Here is a 24,218-nt window from a genome sequence, read left to right as displayed (position 1 = left end):
ATGGCGGCATTTGAATACAAAGCACTGGATGCCAAAGGCAAAAGTAAAAAAGGCTCAATTGAAGCAGATAATGCTCGTCAGGCTCGCCAAAGAATCAAAGAACTTGGCTTGATGCCGGTTGAGATGACCGAGGCTAAGGCAAAGATAGCAAAAGGTGCTCAGCCATCGACCAGCTTTAAACGCGGCATCAGCACGCCTGATCTTGCGCTTATTACTCGTCAAATATCCACGCTCGTTCAATCTGGTATGCCGTTGGAAGAGTGCTTGAAAGCCGTTGCCGAACAGTCTGAGAAACCTCGTATTCGCACCATGCTACTCGCGGTGAGATCTAAGGTGACTGAAGGTTATTCGTTAGCAGATAGCTTGTCTGATTATCCCCATATCTTCGATGAGCTATTCAGAGCCATGGTTGCTGCTGGTGAGAAATCTGGCCACTTAGATGCGGTATTGGAACGACTGGCTGACTACGCTGAGAATCGTCAGAAAATGCGCTCTAAGCTGCTGCAAGCGATGATCTACCCAATCGTGCTGGTGGTGTTTGCGGTGACGATTGTTTCGTTCCTACTGGCCACCGTAGTGCCTAAGATCGTTGAGCCGATTATCCAGATGGGCCAAGAACTTCCTCAATCGACACAATTTTTATTAGCATCGAGTGAATTTATTCAGAATTGGGGTATCCAATTACTGTTGCTGACCCTTGGTGTGATTGTTCTTGTGAAGACCGCGCTGAAAAAGCCGGGCGTTCGTATGAGTTGGGATCGCAATCTATTGAGTATCCCGCTGATCGGCAAGATAGCGAAAGGGATCAATACCTCTCGTTTTGCACGAACACTCTCTATCTGTACATCGAGTGCGATTCCAATCCTTGAAGGTATGAAGGTTGCGGTTGATGTTATGTCGAATCACCATGTGAAACAGCAAGTATTACAGGCATCAGACAGCGTTCGAGAAGGTGCGAGCCTGCGTAAAGCGTTGGATCAAACCAAACTTTTTCCACCGATGATGCTGCATATGATCGCCAGTGGTGAGCAGAGTGGTCAGTTGGAACAGATGCTGACAAGAGCGGCAGACAACCAAGACCAAAGCTTTGAGTCGACGGTTAATATCGCCCTAGGTATCTTTACCCCAGCCCTTATCGCGTTGATGGCAGGCTTAGTGCTGTTTATCGTGATGGCGACGCTGATGCCAATGCTTGAAATGAACAATTTAATGAGTGGTTAACGTACTGCTCATCAGACGTTAGTTTTTGGATTATCGAGAAGAAGGACATCATTTCCCTTAACTCGCTATCTGCAATTTGGAGAAAATAATGAAAAATAAAATGAAAAAACAGTCAGGCTTTACCCTATTAGAAGTCATGGTTGTTGTTGTTATCCTTGGTGTTTTAGCAAGCTTTGTTGTTCCTAACCTTTTAGGTAACAAAGAGAAAGCTGACCAACAGAAAGCCATCACTGATATCGTGGCGCTAGAGAACGCGCTCGACATGTACAAATTGGATAACAGCGTTTACCCAACGACGGATCAAGGTCTTGATGGATTGGTAACAAAGCCAAGCAGCCCCGAACCTCGTAACTACCGTGACGGTGGTTACATCAAGCGTCTACCTAACGACCCATGGGGTAATGAGTACCAATACCTAAGCCCTGGCGATAACGGCACAATTGATATCTTCACTCTCGGCGCAGATGGCCAAGAAGGCGGTGAAGGTATTGCTGCGGATATTGGCAACTGGAACATGCAAGACTTTCAATAAGCTTCGGCTTGTTGTCGCTTGATACGTTCTTGTTGTTTGATAAGTTATTGGGTTTGATGCCGATATTGATGGTAGAACGTAAGCAGATGGAGTCTACAAGGTGAAAACTAAGCAAACACAGCCAGGTTTCACCTTGATTGAGATTCTTTTGGTGTTGGTATTACTGTCAGTAACGGCGGTCGCGGTGATCGCGACCATCCCTACCAATAGTAAAGATGTCGCTAAAAAATACGCTCAAAGTTTTTATCAACGAATTCAGCTACTCAATGAAGAAGCTATTTTGAGTGGATTGGATTTTGGTGTTCGCATTGATGAAAAGAAATCGACCTATGTGCTTATGGCGCTTAAGTCTGATGGTTGGCAAGAAACTGATTTCGAAAAGATCCCCTCTTCAACTGAATTACCGGAAGAACTCGCGTTGTCACTGACTTTAGGTGGTGACGCATGGGAAGACGATGATCGTTTGTTCAATCCCGGAAGCTTATTTGATGAAGATATGTTTGCCGATCTGGAAGAGGAAAAGAAGCCAAAGCCACCCCAGATCTACATCTTGTCGAGTGCTGAAACGACACCGTTTACGCTTTCTTTCTACCCAAATACCGGTGATACCGTGCAAGATGGCTGGCGTATTCGAGTGTTAGATAATGGTGTGATTCGACTACTAGAGCCGGGAGAAGAAGATGAAGAGGAGTAACCGTTCTCGTTCTCGTGGTATGCCTCTTGGTTCTCGAGGAATGACTCTGCTTGAAGTATTAGTTGCGCTTGCTATCTTCGCTACGGCGGCGATCAGTGTGATTCGTGCCGTCACCCAGCACATTAATACACTCAGCTATCTAGAAGAAAAAACCTTCGCAGCAATGGTCGTTGATAATCAAATGGCTTTAGTGATGCTGCATCCTGAGAAGCTTAAAAAAGCGCAGGGTACGCAAGAGTTAGCGGGAAGAGAGTGGTTCTGGAAAGTGACTCCCATCGATACCAGCGATAATTTATTAAAGGCGTTTGATGTGAGTGCGGCAACTAGCAAGAAAGCGTCTCCAGTCGTTACGGTGCGCAGTTATGTGGTTAACTAAGAGCATGTGGTCAACTAAGACCATGTCGCTAAATAAAAGCATGTCAGCAGGTAAGCGTACGCCGCGTAAGCAAGGTCTATCTTCAAAAAGTAAAGGCTTTACCCTAATTGAAGTCTTGGTCTCGATTGCTATCTTTGCCACGCTAAGTATGGCGGCTTATCAGGTGGTTAATCAGGTGCAGAGAAGCAACGAGCTCTCAATTGAGCGCAGCGCCCGTTTGAATCAACTGCAACGTAGTTTGGTTATTTTAGATAATGATTTTCGCCAGATGGCGGTGCGAAAATTTCGTACCAATGGTGAAGAAGCATCATCTAAGCTGATCTTAATGAAAGAGTATTTACTGGACTCCGACAGTGTTGGCATCATGTTTACTCGCCTAGGTTGGCACAACCCGCAGCAGCAGTTTCCTCGCGGAGAAGTCACGAAAGTTGGCTACCGCATCAAAGAAGAGACACTTGAGCGTGTATGGTGGCGTTATCCCGATACGCCTGCAGGCCAAGAAGGTGTGATTACTCCTCTGCTTGATGATGTCGAAAGCTTTGAAATCGAGTTTTATGACGGGAGTCGCTGGGGTAAAGAGTGGCAAACCGATAAGTCCCTGCCGAAAGCGGTGAGGCTCAAGCTGACACTGAAAGACTATGGTGAGATAGAACGTGTTTATCTCACTCCAGGTGGCACCCTAGATCAGGCTGATGGTTCTTCAAGTAATGACTCTTCAGGCAGTAATGAGGGGAATAATGACTCATCGAACTAACAAGCGTATAAGGACAAGGTCAGCCTTGGGACGCAAACAACGTGGTGTCGCGCTGATCATTATTTTGATGCTATTGGCGATCATGGCAACCATTGCTGGCAGCATGTCCGAGCGTTTGTTTACGCAATTCAAGCGTGTTGGTAACCAACTGAATTACCAACAGGCCTACTGGTATAGCATTGGCGTGGAAGCGCTTGTGCAAGACGGCATTAGGCAAAGCTACAAAGACAGTGATACCGTAAACTTAAGCCAGCCGTGGGCGTTAGAAGAGCAAGTGTACCCACTCGATTATGGCCAAGTTAAGGGTCGAATCGTTGACGCTCAGGCGTGTTTTAATCTTAATGCCTTGGCTGGGGTTACGACCGCTTCAAGTAACCAGACACCTTATTTAATCACGGTTTGGCAAACCTTATTGGAAAACCAAGACGTTGAGCCTTATCAGGCTGAGGTTATCGCAAATTCAACGTGGGAATTTGTTGATGCGGATACACGAGCCACCTCTTCGTCTGGTGTAGAAGACAGCACCTATGAAGCGATGAAGCCCTCTTATTTGGCGGCGAATGGCTTAATGGCCGATGAATCGGAGCTACGAGCGGTTTATCAGGTTACTGGTGAGGTGATGAATAAGGTTCGGCCATTTGTGTGCGCTCTGCCAACCGATGATTTCCGCTTGAACGTGAATACTCTCACGGAAAAGCAGGCGCCTTTATTGGAAGCGATGTTTGCCCCCGGTTTAAGTGAGTCGGATGCCAAACAGCTGATAGACAAACGCCCGTTTGATGGTTGGGATACGGTTGATGCATTTATGGCTGAGTCTGCCATTGTTGGTGTGAGTGCCGAAGTCAGCAAGAAAGCGAAAGCATATTTAACTGTAGATAGCGCCTATTTTGAGCTAGATGCAGAGGTATTAGTTGAGCAGTCTCGTGTACGTATACGGACGCTTTTCTATAGTAGTAATCGAGAAACAGTGACGGTAGTACGCCGTCGTTTTGGAGGAATCAGTGAGCGAGTTTCTGACCGTTCGACTGAGTAGCGAACCACAAAGCCCAGTGCAGTGGTTAGTTTGGTCGACAAGCCAACAAGAAGTGATAGCAAGTGGTGAACTGTCTGGCTGGGAACAGCTTGACGAGTTAACGCCTTACGCTGAAAAACGCAGCTGTATCGCTTTATTGCCGGGAAATGAATGCTTAATTAAGCGTGTTGAGATCCCGAAAGGTGCTGCTCGCCAGTTCGATTCTATGTTGCCGTTTTTGTTAGAAGACGAAGTGGCACAAGATATCGAAGACTTACACCTGACCATTTTAGATAAAGACGTGAATCACGCTACCGTGTGTGGTGTGGATCGTGAATGGTTAAAACAAGCCTTAGACCTGTTTCGCGAAGCCAATATTATCTTCCGTAAGGTGCTGCCAGATACACTAGCCGTACCTTTTGAAGAACAAGGCATCAGTGCATTGCAGATCGACCAACATTGGTTATTACGCCAAGGTAACTCTCAACGTCAAGGTAAATATCAAGCCGTATCGATCAGCGAAGCTTGGTTACCGATGTTTTTGCAAAGTGATTGGGTTGTCGCTGACGACGAAGATCAAGCGGCGACAATTTTCAGCTACACCGCGATGCCGAGCGACGACGTTCAACAGCAAAGTGGCGTGGAGTGGCAAGCTAAGCCTGCTGAATTAGTGATGTCTTTATTGAGTCAGCAGGCGATCACAAGCAGCGTGAATTTACTGACTGGCACCTTTAAAACCAAATCTTCATTCAGTAAATATTGGCGTGTTTGGCAGAAAGTGGCGATTGCTGCTTGTTTGCTGGTGGCCGTGATTGTGACTCAACAAGTGTTGAAGGTTCAGCAGTATGAAGCGCAAGCCGAAGCTTACAGAGCCGAGAGTGAACGTATTTTTAGAGCTGTGCTGCCAGGTAAACAACGAATTCCGACAATAAGCTACCTTAAGCGTCAGATGAACGACGAAGCTAAGAAATACGGTGGCTCCGGCGAGGATGATTCCTTACTCGGTTGGTTAGCTCTGCTGCCTGAAACCTTAGGGCAAGTGAAGACGATCGAAGTTGAAAGCATTCGCTACGATGGCAACCGTTCTGAGGTTCGACTGCAGGCTAAAAGTTCTGACTTCCAACACTTTGAGACCGCAAGGGTGAAACTCGAAGAGAAGTTTGTCGTTGAGCAAGGGCCATTGAACCGTAATGGCGATGCCGTATTTGGCAGTTTTACTCTTAAACCCCATCAATAACCTGCGTAAGGAGATCAGTGATGAGAAATATGATTGAACCACTCCAAGCGTGGTGGACTTCAATAAGTCAAAGAGAGCAGCGATTAGTTGTTGGTTGCTCAGTTTTATTGGTATTGGGTGTCGTTTATTGGGGGTTATTACAGCCACTCAGTCAGCGAGCTGAACTTGCACAAAGCCGCATTCAAAGTGAGAAGCAGCTTCTTGCTTGGGTAACCGACAAAGCCAATCAAGTGGTTGAACTACGAGGCAGCGGTGGCATCAGTGCCAGTCAGCCTTTAAACCAATCTGTGCCTGCTTCTATGCGCCGTTTTAATATCGAGCTGATACGCGTGCAACCACGTGGTGAGATGCTGCAAGTATGGATTAAGCCTGTGCCCTTTAATAAGTTTGTTGACTGGCTGACATACTTGAAAGAAAAGCAGGGTGTTGAGGTTGAGTTTATGGATATTGATCGCTCTGATAGCCCTGGGGTTATCGAGATCAACCGACTACAGTTTAAACGAGGTTAATGTGAAACGCGGTTTATCTTTCAAATATGGCCTGTTATTCAGCATCATTTTTATCGTTTTTTTCTCGGTAAGCTTGTTGCTGCATTTGCCTGCCGCTTTTGTTCTCAAGCATGCTCCCGTTGTGCGTGGTTTAAGCATTGAAGGCGTAGAGGGCACAGTTTGGCAAGGTCGAGCTAACAATATCGCGTGGCAGCGTGTCAATTACGGCTCAGTGCAGTGGGACTTCCAGTTCTCGAAACTATTCCAAGCCAAAGCAGAACTCGCGGTTCGCTTTGGCCGTAACAGTGACATGAACTTATCCGGTAAAGGTCGTGTCGGGTATAGCATGAGTGGTGCTTACGCGGAAAACTTAGTGGCATCAATGCCAGCTAGCAACGTGATGAAGTATGCGCCTGCTATCCCAGTGCCTGCCTCCATTGCAGGACAAGTTGAACTAACGATTAAGCATGCGGTTCACGCTCAGCCTTGGTGTCAATTAGGCGAAGGTACGCTTGCTTGGTCTGGTGCGGCGATCGACTCTCCGGTTGGTTCGTTAGATCTTGGTCCTGTGATTGCGGATATTACCTGTGAAGACAACACCATTGCAGCCAAAGGTACTCAGAAGAGCGAGCAGGTGGACAGTGAGTTCTCAGCGAGCGTAACACCTAACCAACGCTACACGTCGGCGGCATGGTTTAAACCGGGTGCAGAATTCCCACCGGCGATGCAGAGTCAGCTTAAGTGGTTGGGTAATCCTGATAGCCAAGGTAAATACCAATTTACTTATCAAGGCCGCTTTTAGCCCAGTATCTACTTCTGAGCTAGTCTTTGTAGGTCAGTAAATTTGGCGATCAAATCGCGAACTATAAAAAACGGGCACCTCTCAGTGAGGTGCCCGTTTTGTTTGAATGCTTAACTGCTTAACCACGATCAAAGCTGTCGAGTTTAGTCTTTACCTTGTAAGATTTCTGCCCAAGGTAAGTCTGCATCGCCAAGCACAATGAAGTTTGGATTCTCGAGAGTATCTCTTTCATTGTAAGAGAGTGGCTCTAATTGAGTGCTCAGGATTCGACCGCCGGCTTCTTCAACAATGCACTGGGTTGCCGCTGTATCCCATTCTCCGGTTGGTCCAATACGTAGATAACAATCCACAGCACCTTCTGCGACTAAACATGCCTTAAGCGCTGCTGAGCCAAGAGGAACCAAGTCGTAGTTCCAAGCAGAGCTCATACGACTAGTAATGCGGTTGATGTCTTGACGGCGACTGATCGCCATTGCGATCGATTGGTTTAGCAGCTCGTGGCGATGCGTTTTGATTTTCACGCTGTCGTTGAGGTCAGGAATCTTCCACGCCCCTTTGCCACTGTAAGCATAATAGCTCACACCTGAAACAGGCGCGTACACGACGCCCATTACTGGCTTGTTGTGCTCAATTAAGGCGATAATTGTCGCGAAATCACCACTTCTTGCGATGAACTCTTGCGTGCCATCGAGTGGGTCAACCAACCAGTAACGATCCCATTGAGAGCGTTGCTCCAGGCTGATGTCGGCGTCTTCTTCGGATAATACGGGAATATCAGGCGTCAATTCACTGAGTTTTTTTAATATCAGCTTATGTGCTGCAAGGTCGGCACTGGTTACCGGAGTGTCATCACTCTTGATGAACTCTTCGTAATCCTTTTTCTCGTAAATCTCTAAGATGAGTTGGCCTGCAGAGCGAGCAATCTCAATGATAGAGGGTAGGAGGTGAGACAAATCTTTTGTTATTGGCATAAATATTCTCTTACTCTTCGAGCGGAGCCTGAATGTTCTAATTATTGTTTAATACACGAAGGGCTAATAGTAGGGCTGTAATACTGCGAGCCTCACAGAAGTCGAGATGCGTTAATAGTTCTTCGGCTTGAGCAAGTGGCCAGCGCACAATGTCTAGTGACTCTGGTTCGTCACCTTCTAGTTTCTCTGGGTAGAGTTCTTCTGCGATAAACAGCGTCATTTTGCTAGAGAAATAAGAGGGAGCAAGGATCACTTCTTTTAGAGGAGTAAGCTTGTTGGCACCAAAGCCAATCTCTTCTTTTAGTTCACGAACGGCGGCTTGATTGGGCTGCTCACCTGGATCAATGAGCCCTTTGGGGAAGCCGAGCTCATAGCGCTCTGTGCCTGCTGCGTATTCACGCACTAACAGAATGTCGCCTTGTTCAGTAATTGGAACCATCATTACTGCGTTGCGGCCGCTGGGCTTCATACGTTCGTAAGTGCGCTCTTCACCGTTTGAAAAGCGTAGATCGAGAGACTCGATAGAGAATAGTTTTGATTGAGCGACAGTTTGTTGAGCCAAAATTTCTGGCTTGGTCCTTTTTGTCATTGCGCTCGCTCCTTAGCTCATTGGAATTCTTTCTTATAAAGTCATTCTAATATAGGGGAAATAGAGTTGAGTTCCTAGATCCGAGTTTTCATATCCTGGAATTATTGGATCAGGAACCGATTGCGATCACTTGAATACCTTACTGCAAATGGTAACGCGCCCGTCATTATTGGCATTGAACGAGAAATAGACGGTTCGGAAGTGCTTCTCTGTTTTAAACATAAAAAAAGGTTGATGCTTGCGCATCAACCTTTTGATTGAATCTTTAACTTTCTACTGGCTAAGACTGCATGAGTGCTTAGTCGTAAAGTGATTAGTAGTAAGAGTGCTCACCGCGATCGTGCTCAGTTGCATCACGAACGGCCGTCAATTCACCTTCGAATTGTTGAAGAAGTTCTTTCTCGATGCCTTCTTTAAGCGTTACGTCAACCATAGAACAACCGTTACAACCGCCGCCGAATGCAACGATAGCTGCGCCTTCTTCAGTGATCTCTACTAGGCTAACGTGACCGCCGTGGCCAGCAAGTTGTGGGTTCACTTGTGTTTGGATTGCATACTCAACACGCTCTATCAGAGTTGCGTCATCAGATACTTTACGCATCTTAGCGTTTGGCGCTTTAAGCGTGAGTTGAGAGCCCATTTTGTCAGTTACGAAGTCAATTTCAGCTTCGTCTAGGAATGGTAGGCTTAGCTCATCTACGTAAGCAGAGAAAGCGTCGAAAGAAAGCTTAGTGTCAGACGCTTCGATAGCATCTGTTGGGCAGTAAGAAACACCACACTCAGCGTTTTGTGTGCCTGGGTTTACCACGAACACACGAATGTTTGTACCTTCAGGCTGCTGTGACAGCAGATTGGCAAAGTGAGTTTGAGCTGTTTCTGTAATAGTAATATTTGACACGACGAATACCTGAGTAGATTTGTAGGTTATTAGCGCCATTCTACTCCTGTCAGATTTGTAATTCAGCCCTTTTTTGTTGGATTGCTGTACAAGTAGCGATTGACAGCTTTTATCCAGAGGGCTCAGGAGTGCGGCAGATGCAGTAAATATCAATCCTTTTCACGCCTACTTCAAGTAGTAATTGGCATAATTGATACACAGTACTGCCGGTGGTTACAACATCATCAATTATCGCGACGTGATAAGGGACAGTTCCTTGAAAGTCTTGTTTTCGAAGCGTAAAAGCGCTCTTTAGATTATGTAAGCGTGCGGATTTAGTCAGCCCTTGCTGAGAAGCGGTTGAGCGAATTCGACGGAAAAGCTCCTCATCTTTAACGCCAAGTTCTTGAGCTGTGTAATTAGCAAGCAGCTGACTTTGATTAAAGCCACGATGAATATATCGACGCCAATGCAGAGGTACGCTGGTGATCAGCGGAGCAGGGTGCTCGATACGTGAAGCCAATAACTTTGATAGATCGCGTGCAAACCAAAACTTATCGGCGTACTTCATTTGTTGAATGTAACGTGCTGTTGGAAAGGTGTAGTCTCCAACACAATAGAGACGATGCCAAGGTGGAGGCTGTGATAAACATTGCCCGCACTGATCTACTGTGATCAGTGTTTTTAAACCACACCGTTGGCAGCGCGGCACTGGCTCAAAGAGTTTGAGACAAGAATTGCACCATCGAGGGTGTGCGTCGTCGGGAAGCTTATCTAGCTTGCACAGGTGGCATTGAGGTGTGACCAGACGTGGTGTGTGTTTTTGTAGCCAATCAGATAACATAGCTCAAGATGCTTTTGGGTTATGGTGTTCCTTTTACTCACCATACTGAAAAGTACAGGTAATCGCCGATGAAAAAAGTAGGGAATATTGAAAATGAGTGACGCGTTGTATTGGCATGTTTCTGGGCAAGGGCCTGATTTAGTTCTGGTTCACGGCTGGGGTATGAATGGTGCCGTATGGCAGCAAACGGTTACTGCTTTAGAAGCTGACTTCCGAGTGCATGTTGTCGATCTTCCAGGGTATGGACACAGCGCGCATTGCCACGCTCAAGATCTGGAAGAGATTGCTCAGCAACTATTGGTCGACGCGCCCAAGCAAGCGATTTGGGTGGGTTGGTCACTCGGTGGTTTGGTCGCGACGCACATGGCTCTCCATCACTCAGATTACGTAAGCAAATTGGTGACTGTCGCCAGTTCTCCTAAATTCGCCGCCGCAAAAGAACCAGTGTTATGGCGTGGCATTCAGCCAAACGTATTAAGCGCCTTCACCGAGCAGCTAGTTGAAGATTTCCAAACCACCATCGAACGTTTTATGGCACTGCAAGCCATGGGTAGCCCCTCTGCAAGGCAAGATGTAAAACAGCTCAAGCAAGCGGTGCTGTCTCGACCGTTGCCGAATCCAGATTCCTTATTGGCGGGACTAAAGATGTTGTCTGATGTCGACCTCCGTGAACAACTGCCGCAGATCTCTGTGCCTATGCTGCGTTTATACGGTCGACTGGATGGATTGGTGCCAATCAAGGTAGCAAAAGATCTGGGTAGAGCGCTGCCTCATACCGAGCAATATATATTCACGCAGTCTTCACATGCGCCGTTTATGACAGAAGCCGATGCCTTTTGCAGTGAACTAGTTAGCTTCGCGCAAAAATAATCACTAAATTTATTGCCGGATTGGTCGATATATAACCTAACCAAGGCGTTGCATGATGCTCAGACCTCACTCTCTCCAGAGTTGATTGCGGTAAGTTTTGGGCTATACCTGTTGTGTAACTCAGTACAGCAGTGTTATGGCAATAACGATGGGCGATTCTTGAGGAGAGTTCGCGATGATTGTGTCACCTGCAACTGCAGTAAGTGTGCCACTGATCGCTCCATCCGTTAATGTGCAAACAGAGCAAGTTGCGCGTGATAATAGAGTCCGAGAACCAGTTGCTCCCGCAGTAGCATTGGCGAGAACCAATGCAGAGCGTAAGGTTAAATCAGACGATAAACGAAGGCAGCAGTCGGCTTGGGATCCTTCAGACCATCCTGGTTATGAAATGGAGAACGAGTCAGAGGCCAATTCGGTTAGCCAAGAAGAGCCACAAGATCCTTTTGATAGGCTGTTCAGCTTGTTGGCACTGAAAACATACAGTGCTGACCAAGGTAAAGGCTATACCATGCGTTTCCGCCTGCCAAAGCATGTTTTAGATGCGGCGATTCAGGAGGGACAGATGGAGAAACGACGTAAGGTCATAAAATATCATTATGGTCATGCTGTTGCGCCTCATGCTCCATCAGGAATGCTGGTCGTGTTATAAATCGAAAATTTATGACCCAACCAAACTTTGATGTCTTTTTTGAACACATAATAAAAACCTGCATACCCTAAGGGATGCAGGTTTTTTGTTTTAGGCGAATCAGTTTATCAGATGCGCTAACGGATTATTTTTTCGCTTTAGCAAAAGCAGCGGCAAAAGCACCACCCATCGCCGCGTTTTGTTGCGGTTCCTCACGGCGGCGTTGTCCACCTTGTGAGTTTTGATTCGGGCGGTTTTGTGTGCGAGGTGCACTTGAACGTTGTGCACGGTTGTCTTGGCCGGGTTCATCTTTCATACGCATGCTCAGTGCAATGCGTTTACGTTGAACATCCACTTCCATCACCTTCACTTTGACGATTTCCCCTGTCTTTACGACTTCATGAGGATCCGATACAAAACGATCGGTTAGCGCTGAAATATGCACTAAGCCGTCTTGGTGAACTCCAATATCAACGAACGCACCAAAGTTAGCTACGTTCGACACTACGCCTTCTAGGATCATGCCAGGTTCTAAGTCAGACATGCTATTTACGCCATCGGCGAAGGTTGCCGTCTTGAACTCAGGGCGAGGATCTCGACCCGGTTTATCCAGCTCTTTGATTATGTCGGTTACTGTCGGTACACCAAAATTTTCGTTGGTGTAGTCAATCGCATGTAAACCACGTAGGAAATCCGTATTGCCCACCAGAGATTTGATGTCTTTTTGGTTTTTCTCGGCGATGGTTTTCACCAATGGGTAAGCTTCTGGATGAACCGATGAAGCATCCAGAGGATTCTTACCATCCATAATACGTAGGAAGCCAGCACACTGTTCAAAAGCTTTTGGTCCTAAACGAGCGACCTTCTTCAATGTAGTACGTGCTTCAAAGCGACCATTTTCATCACGGAAATCCACGATGTTCTGAGCGATGGTATTAGAAAGACCGGCTACACGAGTTAAAAGTGCAGCAGAGGCGGTATTCACATCAACACCAACCGCGTTTACACAGTCTTCGACAATCGCATCTAGGCGCTTAGCGAGCATAGTTTGGCTTACGTCGTGTTGGTATTGGCCCACACCGATCGATTTAGGGTCAATCTTCACTAGCTCTGCCAATGGATCTTGCAAACGACGCGCAATAGACACCGCACCACGAATCGATACATCCATGTTCGGGAATTCTTTCGCTGCTAACTCTGAAGCAGAATAAACCGATGCGCCCGCTTCGCTAACAATAATCTTTTGTGCTGTTAGGTTGCCGCGTTTAATCACATCAGCAACAAAGCTGTCTGTTTCGCGTGAAGCCGTACCGTTACCAATCGCAATCAAATCAACATTATATTGGCGAACCATCTGCTCAACCACGTGTGCAGATTTGTCGTATTGCTTCTGTGGTGGGTGAGGGTAAATGGTTTCTGTTGCTAGAACCTTACCCGTTGAATCTACAACGGCGATTTTTGAACCGGTACGTAAACCCGGATCCAAGCCTAAGGTTGCACGAGGGCCAGCAGGCGCCGCCATCAACAAGTCTTTAAGATTGGTTGCGAACACTTCAATCGCTTCGATTTCACCGCGTTCTTTCATCGCGCCCATCAACTCGGTTTCCATGTGCATAGAAACCTTGATGCGCCATGCCCAGCTAATCACTTGCTTACGCCATGCATCCGCAGGAGCGCTGCTTAGGGTAATACCGTAGTGATCAGAGATGATGTTCTCGCAGTAAGAACCACGTACACCTTCTTCCTGCTCAGGGTCTGCATTCATTGCCAGTGTTAGGAAGCCCTCATTACGGCCTCGCAACATCGCAAGCGCACGGTGTGAAGGTACTTTGTTGAGTGTTTCGTTGTGTTCGAAGTAATCTTTGAATTTCTCGCCTGCTTGTTCTTTGCCTGTCACGACACGTGAAACGAGTTCTGAGTTGCGCGTGAGGTGTTGGCGAATCTTTTCAAGTAGGTTTGCGTCTTCTGCAATACGCTCCATCACGATTGCACGTGCACCATCTAGCGCGGCTTTGGTATCAGCAATGCCTTTATCGCTGCTGATGAAGTTAGCAGCTTCGGTTTCAGGATCGTGCTGTGGTTCATTCCAAAGTGTATCGGCAAGTGGTTCTAAGCCAGCTTCGATTGCGATTTGACCTTTGGTACGACGCTTTGGTTTGTATGGCAGGTATAAATCTTCTAGGCGAGTCTTGCTGTCGGCTTGAGTGATATCACGCTCCAGTTCTGGCGTGAGTTTGCCTTGGTCTTGAATCGACTTAAGAATCGTTTGGCGGCGATCGTCAAGTTCGCGAAGGTATGAAAGGCGACTATCAAGGTTACGTAGTTGGGTATCGTCTAAGCCTCCCGTGACTTCTTTACGGTAGCGGGCAATAAAGGGAACGGTGTTTCCGTCGTCAATTAGGTTGACTGCGGCGGTGACTTGCTCTGAACGAACATTCAGTTCTTCAGCAATCAGTCGACAGATAGCTTGGCTCATCCGATGAATCTCTTATTTAATATCATGATAAATACATGGGGGTGAGCGTACGCTTTTTCTAGCTTTGGCTATGTAATTATCGTGTCAGAAGTCGAATTTCCGTTTGTGATATCCGCTTTGTGCGAGATCTCTCACACGTGATGTAAGCCTAAGTCGCCTTAAACCTATCAATATGTCTTAATTTCATTTTAAGTTATTGATTTTTAATGGCTTGATGTTTTTGGGTGTATTTCTCACTCGAAATGTTTTTTGAGACTGTCTAGGAAACTTGCCCAAATACCGTAATATTTAACTTGTCGACAGGGAGTTGGCAGGAACAGGAAAAAGCCTAATGGACTAGGTATCTTCAGGATGAAGATTTGATTACTTAGGATGAGTGGTCAGCAAGGAAGTGATAATCTCTGGATGAGATTCGCCAGTCAGGATGACAGGCTAGAATGGACACCGCTAGGATGGCGATGAACAAAAAGGAAATTGGTTAAAGGATTTAGCCACTATCAAGGACAGATGCAGGGAGCACCTTATCTCGAAGAGATAAACAGTAGCCGGATTGCTGCGATAGAGACTTAACCCCGCCAGGCGCAAGCCTAGCGGGGTTTTCTTTTATCTGGAATTTGGGTTTTGTATAAACACTTGGCTTGTCGCTCAATGTTTATTCGGTCTGGTTATGCGTTATCTGCGTAGCTAATCGAGTTAATGAACCACTCTTTATCGCCTTCCGGTGTGGTTACCGTAAAATCATCATCCACTTCTTTCTTCAGTAGAGCTCTAGCCATTGGTGAGTCGATAGAGATATAGCCTTTGGCATCGCCGTAGATCTCTTCTGGGCCGACAATACGAAACTTCTTAATTTCTCCATCATCATTCTCAATTTCCACCCAAGCACCGAAAAAGACCTTACCTTCTTGTTGCGGAGAGTAATCAACGATCGTGACATCAGGTAGGAACTTACGTAAGAAACGTACTCGGCGATCTATTTGACGCAGTAAACGCTTGTTGAAGGTGTAATCTGCGTTCTCCGAGCGATCTCCAAGGCTTGCTGCCCAAGTGACTATCTTAGTGATTTCTGGACGCTTCTCGTGCCATAAGTGGTCATGTTCCGCTTTGAGCTTGTTATAACCTTCTCGGGTGATAAGTTTGGTTTTCATAAATCTGACTTAATGAAATGATGATCTAAGATAGAATATATATAAAGGCAACATACGTTAACAATTATTTAGGCGACTTTTTCCCCAATAATGTTACATTTTTAATGTCTTATACTAGGGCGTGTTGATCTTTCGAGCTGATTTTTGCAGCGAGTTGCAGGGTATTTATACAAGGCAGAGGCTTTGATGTGTAGCTAGCCTACATGAGAAGCCGATAACGCAGTAGAAATGACCAGCAAACGCTGCCCGAAGGGTTCGGCTAAAAGCGTTTTACTCTTTGTTGAGGGAGATTTGCTTAGAATGACTAGGCGACTTCCCCCTCGCCGCGATTAAAACGCTTTTATCTCGAACAAAATTTAACCACGAAAGGTCAACACGCCCTAATACAATTTACCAAGAATGCTTAACCTCAGGTTCAAGCTTTAATAGGTGGAACCATTACATGCAAGAAAACTACAAAATTTTAGTGGTCGATGACGATGCTCGTTTACGTGCATTGCTAGAACGCTATCTGTCAGAGCAAGGCTTTCAAGTGCGTAGCGTGGCAAACAGTGAGCAGATGGACCGCCTGTTAACCCGTGAAAACTTTCACTTGATGGTATTGGATTTAATGTTGCCGGGCGAAGATGGTCTATCGATCTGTCGTCGTCTAAGAAACGCAAACAACTCGCTACCTATCCTTATGCTGACGGCAAAGGGTGATGAAGTCGATCGTATTGTGGGCTTGGAAGTGGGTGCTGATGATTACCTGCCAAAACCGTTTAACCCGCGCGAACTGCTTGCCCGCATCAAAGCGGTAATGCGTCGCCAAGTGATTGAAGCGCCGGGCGCACCAAGCACAGAAGAATCTGTGGTTGAGTTTGGTGAATTCCGCTTGAACCTAGGTACGCGTGAAATGTTCCGTGGTGAAGACCCGATGCCTCTGACTTCGGGTGAATTTGCGGTGCTTAAGTCACTAGTGACGAATGCTCGTGAGCCAATGTCTCGCGATAAGCTGATGAACATGGCGCGTGGCCGTGAATATTCAGCGATGGAACGTTCTATCGATGTTCAGATTTCACGCCTGCGTCGCCTAGTGGAAGAAGATCCAAGTAAACCTCGCTACATCCAAACGGTGTGGGGCTTGGGTTATGTCTTCGTTCCAGATGGCAAAGCTGTGTAACCTAGCTTTGCTCGTTCTGTGATTATGAATTCTTTATTTACGGGTCATCTCATTAATTTGCGATGGCCCGTTTTGTATTCAGCACAAGGGTTTACAGCTATAGTTCCCACTATATCCCTTTGTCATCCCTCACTTTAGGTCTTCTATGCGCATACGTAGCTCCTTTACTCAGTCGATAGTGCTCTTTTTAACCCTGTTGGTTGCTAGCCAAATCTTTTCTTATTACGCGGTGTTTAACTATGCATTGATGCCGAGTTTGCAGCAGTTTAATAAGATTCTGGCTCACGAGCTAAACCTCGTCTTGGATCAAGGCAGTGATATCGAGATTGATGCGCCACTGCGTCAGCGTGTACTTGAGCAACTCGGAGTGACGGTTCACGCAAAGGACAGTGAAGCGTCGGGTGAGTATTACCATGCGGTCGCGATAGATCTGATGAGTGAGGAGATGACCAAAGAGCTCGGATCTGAAACGGAAGTTCGTCTTATCTTAGGTAAAGAGAGTTATGTGCTGTGGATGGACATTGCGCAGTTACCTAATTCATTGATTCGTATTCCTCTATCAGAGCTGCAAGAAGAGGACTTCGCACCTCTGTTCCGCAATAGCTTGATCATGGCGTTGCTGATTGTAGTGGGGGGATGGTTGTTTATTCGATTGCAAAACCGCCCATTGATTGCGCTAGAAAAAGCAGCGCAAGGGGTGGGACGTGGCGATATTCCCCCGCCACTGCCGGTTCAAGGTGCACAAGAAATTCGTTCGGTAACTCGAGCCTTTAATCAGATGTCGAAAGGCATTCAAGAGCTAGAAGAAGACCGTGCCTTGTTGATGGCAGGTATTAGCCACGACTTACGTACGCCGCTAACGCGTATTCGCTTAGCGACCGAGATGATGTCGCCAGAAGACAGTTATTTAGCGGAAGGCATAATCAGTGATACCGAAGAGTGTAACGAGATCATCAGTCAGTTTATGGACTACCTAAAGCCAGTTGATCGAGAGTCATTCCAAGCGGTATTTGTCGATGATATTGCGCGCGAGGTATCGAGCTCTGAGGGTGGATACGAGGTTCAGATTGAAACCGATATTCCTGAATCGATGAAGCCCGCATTAGGTAACCCGATAGCGATGAAACGTGCGGTGAGTAACTTGGTGGTGAATGCGCTGCGCTATGGCAATGGTTGGGTCAAGGTATCGACTGGAATGACGGCAGATAACAAACTGGCTTGGGTAACGGTAGAAGATAACGGTCCGGGTATTCCACAAGACCAGATCGGGAAGCTGTTTGAACCGTTTACTCGTGGTGACACGGCTCGTGGTAGTGAAGGGACAGGTTTAGGTTTGGCGATCGTGAAACGTATTGTCAGCCAACACCAAGGTGCGGTGGTGGTGAATAACCGCAGTGAGGGTGGCTTGAAGGCGCAGATCAGTTTCCCTGTGAAACCTTAAATATCATCGGTCTGTATTATGGCGACGGGTTCGGTTCGGAAAGCGATTAAGAGATCCTCAACTCGGTCATTCTTCCCTCTAAGGGATGACGAATTGCTAACCATGGACTTTGATGGTGAAAGTTTACTTTGATCGTCATTCTCTATCGTGAGGAACGAGCGAATAGGGAATCTCGCTTTTGTTTGATGAAAGTGACGAGTACTAAAAAGGCTTCCTTGAGGAAGCCTTTTTACGTTTGAATTCAGTCCCAGTTGTTAACTAAGCCTTAGAGTAAACATCGCGTTCACCCAACCAGCGGTTGATGATCGCCTTGGCGTTGTCTGGATAGCTGTCGTGGATATGACGTGCGATACGCTGAACTTCAGGGATTAAACGTTGGTCACGAATTAGATCGGCGATCTTGAAGTCAGCCAAGCCAGTTTGTTTAGTACCGAGCAGTTCACCGGGGCCACGGATTTCTAAATCACGCTGAGCAATCACAAAGCCATCGTTACTTTCACGAAGTACCCCTAAGCGTTTCTGAGCGGTTTTAGACAGTGGAGAGTGATACAACAGTACACAATGGCTCGCGACTGAACCACGGCCAACACGGCCACGCAGTTGGTGCAGTTGCGCTAGGCCAAGACGTTCTGGGTTCTCGATGATCATTAAGCTTGAATTCGGTACATCCACACCGACTTCAATGACGGTTGTCGCAACCAATAGATGAAGCTTGTTCTCTTTGAATTCTCGCATCACAGCTTGTTTCTCGGCGGGTTTCATTCGCCCATGAACCAAGCCGATCTTTACGTCAGGCAGTATGCGTTGCAGTTCTTCTGCGGTGTCGGCTGCGGCTTGAGCTTCTAATACTTCTGATTCATCAATCAGCGTACAAACCCAATAGGCTTGTTTACCTTCATTGAGGCACGCATTACGCACGCGTTCGACAATGTCGTCTCGTTTAGTATCAGGAATTGCGACAGTCTGGATCGGCGTTCGCCCCGGAGGTAGTTCATCAATAATCGAGGTTTCGAGATCGGCATAGGCTGTCATCGCGAGTGTTCGTGGAATCGGCGTAGCAGTCATCACCAGTTGATGAGGGTAATAACCTTGCTTGGCACCTTTCTCTCGTAACTCTAATCGCTGGTGGACACCAAATCGGTGTTGCTCATCGATGATCACTAAGCCAAGGTTTTTAAACTCTACGTGCTCTTGGAACAAAGCGTGTGTGCCGACGATCATTTGGGCTTCACCATTGGCAATGCGCACCAATTCAGTTTCTCGAGCTTTACCTTTGAGCTTACCTGCTAGCCACCCCACTTGAATGCCCATCGCCTCAAACCAGTTAGCAAAGTTGATCGCGTGTTGTTCTGCTAATAATTCGGTTGGTGCCATTAAGGCGACTTGCTGGCCATGCTCGAGTGCGCGAACTGCCGCCAGTGCAGCAACCAAGGTTTTACCTGAGCCCACATCTCCTTGCACTAAACGCATCATAGGGTGTGGCTTTTCAAGGTCAGCTTCGATCTCTTTGGTCACCCGTGCTTGAGCATTGGTTGGAGAAAATGGCAGCTGAGCCAATAGCTTGTCTTTGAGGGTGTTTACCGGAGGAAAAGGCATTGCCTTGTCTTGCTGCCCTTTACTACGGACTGACAACATCGATAAGTTTTGAGCCAGTAGCTCTTCCATAATCAGGCGCAGTTGAGCAGGGTGTTTTCCTTCATCAAACAGCTCTAGATCAATGCCCGGAGGCGGCCTATGAATGGTATGTAAAGCTTGTGCGAGTGTAATTTGGTGGTCGTATAAACCTGATGGAAGCAACTCATTAACGGCCGCTTTATCTATCAGCTCTAATGCTTGTTCGGTGAGGTTACGCAGCGTGACTTGTCTTAGCCCTTCGGTGGTTGGGTATACCGGAGTCAGGTTAGCTTCAACATCTGGCTGCTGCCTAGGAGCAAAGAATTTGTAGTCAGGGTGGACGATCTCCAGCCCCATATTGCCGCGCTTGATCTCACCGTAAGCGTGTACTTGTTTGCCTTCAGCAAAGTTATTCTTCATGCCTGCAGTGAAATTGAAAAAACGCAGGGTAATGGTGCCGTTACCATCACTGATCTTTACCGCGAGCATCTTACGTTTACCGAAAATAGTATCGACGTGCATCACCTTGCCTTGCACCGCCGCCCAAAGGCCAGCGTGCAGTTTTACGATAGGGTAGATGCGTGTTCGATCTTCATAGCGTAAAGGGAGATGAAACAGCAGGTCTTGTACATTGTTAAGCCCAACCTTTTCCAGTTTCTCTGCGACTTTTGCGCCGACTCCAGATAAAGAGTTGAGAGGGATAGCAGATAAAAGCTGTGACATAACAAGGCTCATAAACGTAAGAGATATAATCTATTCAAGCATTTTACTGGATTTTTGTACAGGATAAAGCGAAAGAGCGGATAAGAGATTAAGAGTAGATACGAGGTGCGGGTAAACGGGGTACGAAAGGGGGATATAGAAAACAGGACAAGGGTAAATACAAAAAATTAAAGCAGACTCGAAATATGAATAATTGAGTGGTGAAAAGCTTTTGCTCTTCAAATCTCAAGACTCGTATCTCTCCTCTGCTTTTTAATTTGTTTCTCGATCAGTTTTTGCGACGTTTTACTTTGAGCGCGTGTGGCATCACACGGAGCTTTTTCATAATACTTGCAAGATGAACACGATCTTTGGTGGTCAGCAAGATAGTCACTGTGTACAGGCGTCCATCACGTTCTTCCGTTGAAATACCGTGAATGTTTGAGCCCGTTTTCGAGATAACGTTCGTTAACTCTGCTAGTGCACCTTGGTGGTTCTGGATATCTATCTGAAGTTCAGCTGTGAACTCTTGATCGTAATCGTCAGACCATTCCACCGCCATGTATCTGTCTGGTTCTTTTTGGTAACCACGTACGTTTGGACACGTTTCGCGGTGAACCACAAGGCCACGACCTGGAGATACATGAGCAATGATGTGATCGCCTGGAATCGGGTGACAACAGTTAGCGAACGTAAGTAGCAGGCCTTCAGCACCACGGATCGGCAATTTCTTCCTAGGCGTATCGCTGTTGTTTGCCACTTCAGTTAGTTCGTCAGCATCACCGAGTAGACGACGAGCAATGACGATACTCATCAGCTCACCAAGACCAATCGATGCTAGCAAATCTTCCATGCTTTCTAAGCGCAAGTCAGACAATACATGTTCGATATTCTCTTGGCCGATATCGGCAATAGAGTGTTCACCAAGTGCATGGTTCAGTAGACGACGACCAAGGGTAACCGACTCTTCACGACGCATCGTTTTCAGAACCTGACGGATCTTAGTACGTGCACGTGAGGTCACTACGTAGTTGAGCCATGCGGCGTTTGGACGTGCGCCCGGAGCACTGATGATCTCAATGGTTTGGCCATTCTTCAGCGATTTGCTGAGTGGGTAAGGGTTCATGTCTACACGAGCCCCTACACACATGTTGCCAACGTCGGTATGCACCGCGTAAGCAAAATCAACCGCTGTTGCACCTGCAGGAAGTTCGACAATGCGACCCTTCGGCGTGAACACAAAGATCTCATCTGGGAACAGATCAGATTTAACGTTTTCAATGAATTCGAATGAGTTACCTGCGCTTTGTTGCAGCTCAAGTAAGCTCTGCATCCAACGTTGTGCTTTAACTTGTGCAGTTGTCCCGTTACTACTGCGCGAGCCACTGCCTTTGTAAGACCAGTGCGCCGCGACACCTTTATCTGCCATTTGCTCCATATCTTCAGTACGGATCTGGACCTCAACTGGTACCCCGTGAGGGCCGATCATTGACGTATGCAGAGATTGGTAGCCATTGGCTTTTGGTACCGCAATGTAGTCTTTCATGCGGCCAGGGCGAGGCTTGTACAGGCTGTGAGCCTGACCAAGTACGCGATAACAAGTATCTGGGGTATCAACTACGACGCGGAAAGCGTAGATGTCCATAATGGTGTGGAAACGCTGCTCTTTGGTTTTCATCTTGTTATAGATGGAGAACAGGTTCTTTTCACGACCAAGTACACGAGCAGGCAAACCGACTTCTTCAAGGCGGCCTTCGATTTCGCTATGGATACGTTGGATCATTTCCTTACGGTTACCACGAGCAGCTTTCACTACATTTTTAAGTACGCGATAACGGTTAGGATAAAGGGCTTCGAAGCCCAACTCTTCTAGTTCAGTCTTGATGTTATGAATACCAAGGCGGTGAGCTAGCGGAGAATAGATCTCTAAAGTTTCACGAGCAATACGACGCTTTTTGTCAGGACGAAGAGCCCCAAGCGTACGCATGTTGTGAGTACGGTCAGCTAATTTGATCAAGATAACGCGGATGTCTTGCACCATGGCGAGAACCATCTTACGGAAGTTCTCTGCTTGCGCTTCTTTGCGATCACGAAATTTAAGCTTATCCAGCTTAGATACACCATCTACCAGTTCAGCAACGGTATTGCCGAATTGAGCTTCTAGCTCCTCTTTTGTAACTTCAGTATCTTCAATTACATCATGGAGTAGGGCGGCTTGCAGGGTTTCGATATCCAGACGCATTTCTGCCAGGATTCTTGAAACAGCAACAGGATGGATTATGTATGGTTCACCCGTTGAACGGGTTTGCCCTTCATGGGCATTTCTCGCTACCACATAAGATTGACGCAGAGCCTCAATTTGAGGCTCTGTTAGGTATTCTTGGGCAACGTCTTTGAGGCTATCGAATAGATACAAATTAAAGGCCCGGAAGGTTAATTAGTTCGAATGACGTTGATTCTATCAGCGAATATGAGCTATCGAGTGTGAGCGATGCTGCTTACTGCTGCAAGTTCAGCCGCTTCTTGCTCTTGTTGCTCTTGACGCTCACGAGCATCTAGTACGTCTTTAGTGATAAGACCTTCTTCGATTTCGCGAAGAGCGATAACCGTTGGCTTATCGTTTTCTTCAGGCACTAGTGAATCTTTGCCGCCAGTTTGCATTTGACGTGCGCGGCGAGCCGCAATAAGAACTAGGTCGAAACGGTTGCCAACTTTTTCAACAGCGTCTTGAACAGTTACGCGTGCCATGAGGACTCCAAATAGTAATTAACTAATAAATTTTAGATGACGAGAAAGTATACAAGTTTAACTAGAGACTTTCTAGTTCACCGTATACTTATCTCAGTGGAAAATCTAGTTATAGATCATTCCGCCAGTAGTGCTGTAAGCATGCCGCTGTATTTAGTTGCTTGCTTATCTTCTTTTAAGCGCTCCGCACGAATGATAGCTCTGAAGTCCATTAAGGCTGCATCAAAGTCGTCATTCACGATCACATAATCATATTCTGCATAGTGAGAAATCTCTGATTTTGCTTCGCTCATGCGTTTCGCAATAACTTCGTCGCTATCTTGGCCGCGAACATTCAAACGACGCTCCAGCTCACCATTTGATGGTGGAAGAATAAAGACACTCTTCGCTTGAGGCATTTGCTCACGGATCTGACGAGCACCTTGCCAGTCGATATCTAGGAATACATCGATACCGCGGTTTAGGTTTTCTTCAATCCAAACGCGTGAAGTACCGTAGTAGTTGCCGAACACTTCAGCGTACTCTAGGAACTCACCTTTCTTAATCAGGTCTTCGAAGTGATGTTTTTCTACGAAGTGGTAGTGAACACCATTCTCTTCACCAGGGCGCATACCGCGAGTGGTGTGTGAAACAGATACCTTCATTGCGTAGGTTGGATTGGTTTCCAGCATTGCTGAGATCAAGCTCGATTTACCTGCGCCACTAGGTGCAGATACGATGTAAAGAGTACCTATGCCCATCTGTATATTTCCACTGTTGGTTGGATTGAGTGAAGGTGATAAACCGACACTATAAAAGATAGCACTGACCCTAATTTTGTTCCGGTGGTTGCATCTACTCATTGTTCCGATGGTTACATCTATATAGAGATAACAAGTGAAACTAATAGAGACAACTGGTGAAAATTAGGTCAGAAAAATGGAGGCGAAGAGTAGCATATTTAGATGATTGAGAACAACTGGCTTGATCGTTATTTATTCTCAAATGATCCTTTGTCTGATCTTCATATAAATGTAATGGTCTACCATGTTC

General features: G+C 46.6%; 23 protein-coding genes. 13 read left to right on the top strand and 10 right to left on the bottom strand.

Features of this window, described 5'->3' with window-relative positions; translation table 11 throughout:
* The 9 genes from gspF to BCU75_RS03960 all read left to right on the top strand — a co-directional run bounded on the left by gspF (position 1) and on the right by BCU75_RS03960 (position 7,116).
* Entirely contained in the window at positions 1 to 1,221 is a 1,221-nt protein-coding gene (gene gspF, locus BCU75_RS04000) for a type II secretion system inner membrane protein GspF (protein WP_102472992.1), read from the top strand.
* 88 nt (positions 1,222 to 1,309) lie between these two features.
* Entirely contained in the window at positions 1,310 to 1,753 is a 444-nt protein-coding gene (gene gspG, locus BCU75_RS03995; protein WP_004735601.1) for a type II secretion system major pseudopilin GspG, read from the top strand.
* Positions 1,754 to 1,853: 100 nt separating this feature from the next.
* Positions 1,854 to 2,447: a type II secretion system minor pseudopilin GspH gene (gspH, locus tag BCU75_RS03990; protein WP_102472991.1), complete on the top strand. Its 594-nt coding sequence runs from the start codon at positions 1,854 to 1,856 to the stop codon at positions 2,445 to 2,447.
* Complete coding sequence (gene gspI, locus BCU75_RS03985; protein ID WP_102472990.1) at positions 2,434 to 2,823, top strand: type II secretion system minor pseudopilin GspI; 390 nt, start codon at positions 2,434 to 2,436, stop codon at positions 2,821 to 2,823. The genes gspH and gspI overlap by 14 nt, the downstream gene beginning before the upstream one ends.
* Positions 2,810 to 3,577, top strand: a complete 768-nt coding sequence (gene gspJ, locus BCU75_RS03980; RefSeq protein ID WP_102472989.1) for a type II secretion system minor pseudopilin GspJ — start codon at positions 2,810 to 2,812, stop codon at positions 3,575 to 3,577. The genes gspI and gspJ overlap by 14 nt, the downstream gene beginning before the upstream one ends.
* Positions 3,561 to 4,610: a type II secretion system minor pseudopilin GspK gene (gspK, locus tag BCU75_RS03975; RefSeq protein WP_102472988.1), complete on the top strand. Its 1,050-nt coding sequence runs from the start codon at positions 3,561 to 3,563 to the stop codon at positions 4,608 to 4,610. Before gspJ ends, gspK begins: the two co-directional genes overlap by 17 nt.
* Positions 4,579 to 5,826, top strand: coding sequence for a type II secretion system protein GspL (gene gspL / locus BCU75_RS03970; protein ID WP_102472987.1), 1,248 nt, complete (start codon positions 4,579 to 4,581; stop codon positions 5,824 to 5,826). Before gspK ends, gspL begins: the two co-directional genes overlap by 32 nt.
* A gap of 20 nt (positions 5,827 to 5,846) precedes the next feature.
* Complete coding sequence (locus BCU75_RS03965) at positions 5,847 to 6,335, top strand: type II secretion system protein M (RefSeq protein WP_017086954.1); 489 nt, start codon at positions 5,847 to 5,849, stop codon at positions 6,333 to 6,335.
* A gap of 1 nt (position 6,336) precedes the next feature.
* A complete protein-coding gene (locus BCU75_RS03960; RefSeq protein WP_102472986.1) occupies positions 6,337 to 7,116 on the top strand; it encodes a type II secretion system protein N in 780 nt (259 codons plus the stop codon).
* Between the two features lie 143 nt (positions 7,117 to 7,259).
* Here the strand turns inward: BCU75_RS03960 and cysQ are convergent, their stop codons facing one another.
* From cysQ to BCU75_RS24730, 4 genes are all read right to left on the bottom strand, one after another.
* On the bottom strand, positions 7,260 to 8,087 hold the full coding sequence (gene cysQ, locus BCU75_RS03955; RefSeq protein ID WP_102472985.1) for a 3'(2'),5'-bisphosphate nucleotidase CysQ: 828 nt from the start codon (positions 8,085 to 8,087) through the stop codon (positions 7,260 to 7,262).
* Positions 8,088 to 8,124: 37 nt separating this feature from the next.
* Positions 8,125 to 8,676, bottom strand: a complete 552-nt coding sequence (gene nudE / locus BCU75_RS03950) for an ADP compounds hydrolase NudE (protein WP_102472984.1) — start codon at positions 8,674 to 8,676, stop codon at positions 8,125 to 8,127.
* Positions 8,677 to 8,989: 313 nt separating this feature from the next.
* On the bottom strand, positions 8,990 to 9,574 hold the full coding sequence (gene nfuA / locus BCU75_RS03945; protein ID WP_004735612.1) for a Fe-S biogenesis protein NfuA: 585 nt from the start codon (positions 9,572 to 9,574) through the stop codon (positions 8,990 to 8,992).
* 109 nt (positions 9,575 to 9,683) lie between these two features.
* Entirely contained in the window at positions 9,684 to 10,397 is a 714-nt protein-coding gene (locus BCU75_RS24730) for a phosphoribosyltransferase family protein (protein WP_198593391.1), read from the bottom strand.
* Positions 10,398 to 10,490: 93 nt separating this feature from the next.
* On the opposite strand from BCU75_RS24730, the gene bioH reads away from it, so the two are divergent.
* Both bioH and BCU75_RS03930 read left to right on the top strand, forming a co-directional pair.
* On the top strand, positions 10,491 to 11,267 hold the full coding sequence (gene bioH, locus BCU75_RS03935; protein ID WP_102472983.1) for a pimeloyl-ACP methyl ester esterase BioH: 777 nt from the start codon (positions 10,491 to 10,493) through the stop codon (positions 11,265 to 11,267).
* Between the two features lie 175 nt (positions 11,268 to 11,442).
* On the top strand, positions 11,443 to 11,916 hold the full coding sequence (locus BCU75_RS03930) for an ATP-dependent Lon protease (protein WP_102472982.1): 474 nt from the start codon (positions 11,443 to 11,445) through the stop codon (positions 11,914 to 11,916).
* Positions 11,917 to 12,040: 124 nt separating this feature from the next.
* Here BCU75_RS03930 and BCU75_RS03925 read toward each other — a convergent pair whose 3' ends face one another.
* Positions 12,041 to 14,371, bottom strand: a complete 2,331-nt coding sequence (locus BCU75_RS03925; protein WP_102472981.1) for a Tex family protein — start codon at positions 14,369 to 14,371, stop codon at positions 12,041 to 12,043.
* Between the two features lie 665 nt (positions 14,372 to 15,036).
* A complete protein-coding gene (gene greB, locus BCU75_RS03920; RefSeq protein WP_102472980.1) occupies positions 15,037 to 15,519 on the bottom strand; it encodes a transcription elongation factor GreB in 483 nt (160 codons plus the stop codon).
* Between the two features lie 442 nt (positions 15,520 to 15,961).
* On the opposite strand from greB, the gene ompR reads away from it, so the two are divergent.
* Together ompR and envZ are read left to right on the top strand one after the other, a co-directional pair.
* On the top strand, positions 15,962 to 16,681 hold the full coding sequence (gene ompR, locus BCU75_RS03910) for an osmolarity response regulator transcription factor OmpR (RefSeq protein WP_010433618.1): 720 nt from the start codon (positions 15,962 to 15,964) through the stop codon (positions 16,679 to 16,681).
* Positions 16,682 to 16,826: 145 nt separating this feature from the next.
* Positions 16,827 to 18,122, top strand: a complete 1,296-nt coding sequence (gene envZ, locus BCU75_RS03905; protein WP_102472979.1) for a two-component system sensor histidine kinase EnvZ — start codon at positions 16,827 to 16,829, stop codon at positions 18,120 to 18,122.
* Positions 18,123 to 18,380: 258 nt separating this feature from the next.
* Here the strand turns inward: envZ and recG are convergent, their stop codons facing one another.
* The 4 genes from recG to gmk all read right to left on the bottom strand — a co-directional run bounded on the left by recG (position 18,381) and on the right by gmk (position 23,926).
* Positions 18,381 to 20,459, bottom strand: coding sequence for an ATP-dependent DNA helicase RecG (recG, locus tag BCU75_RS03900; protein WP_102472978.1), 2,079 nt, complete (start codon positions 20,457 to 20,459; stop codon positions 18,381 to 18,383).
* Positions 20,460 to 20,727: 268 nt separating this feature from the next.
* Complete coding sequence (gene spoT, locus BCU75_RS03895) at positions 20,728 to 22,854, bottom strand: bifunctional GTP diphosphokinase/guanosine-3',5'-bis pyrophosphate 3'-pyrophosphohydrolase (protein WP_102472977.1); 2,127 nt, start codon at positions 22,852 to 22,854, stop codon at positions 20,728 to 20,730.
* A gap of 59 nt (positions 22,855 to 22,913) precedes the next feature.
* Positions 22,914 to 23,186, bottom strand: a complete 273-nt coding sequence (gene rpoZ / locus BCU75_RS03890; RefSeq protein ID WP_009848003.1) for a DNA-directed RNA polymerase subunit omega — start codon at positions 23,184 to 23,186, stop codon at positions 22,914 to 22,916.
* A 116-nt stretch (positions 23,187 to 23,302) separates the two neighbouring features.
* A complete protein-coding gene (gene gmk / locus BCU75_RS03885; RefSeq protein WP_102472976.1) occupies positions 23,303 to 23,926 on the bottom strand; it encodes a guanylate kinase in 624 nt (207 codons plus the stop codon).
* Between the last annotated feature and the right edge of the window lie 292 nt (positions 23,927 to 24,218).

Source organism: Vibrio splendidus (assembly GCF_002873455.1).
Taxonomy (GTDB): domain Bacteria; phylum Pseudomonadota; class Gammaproteobacteria; order Enterobacterales; family Vibrionaceae; genus Vibrio; species Vibrio splendidus_J.
The sequence above is the reverse complement of the archived record's forward strand: the minus strand, read 5'-3'. Positions and strand labels throughout refer to the sequence as shown.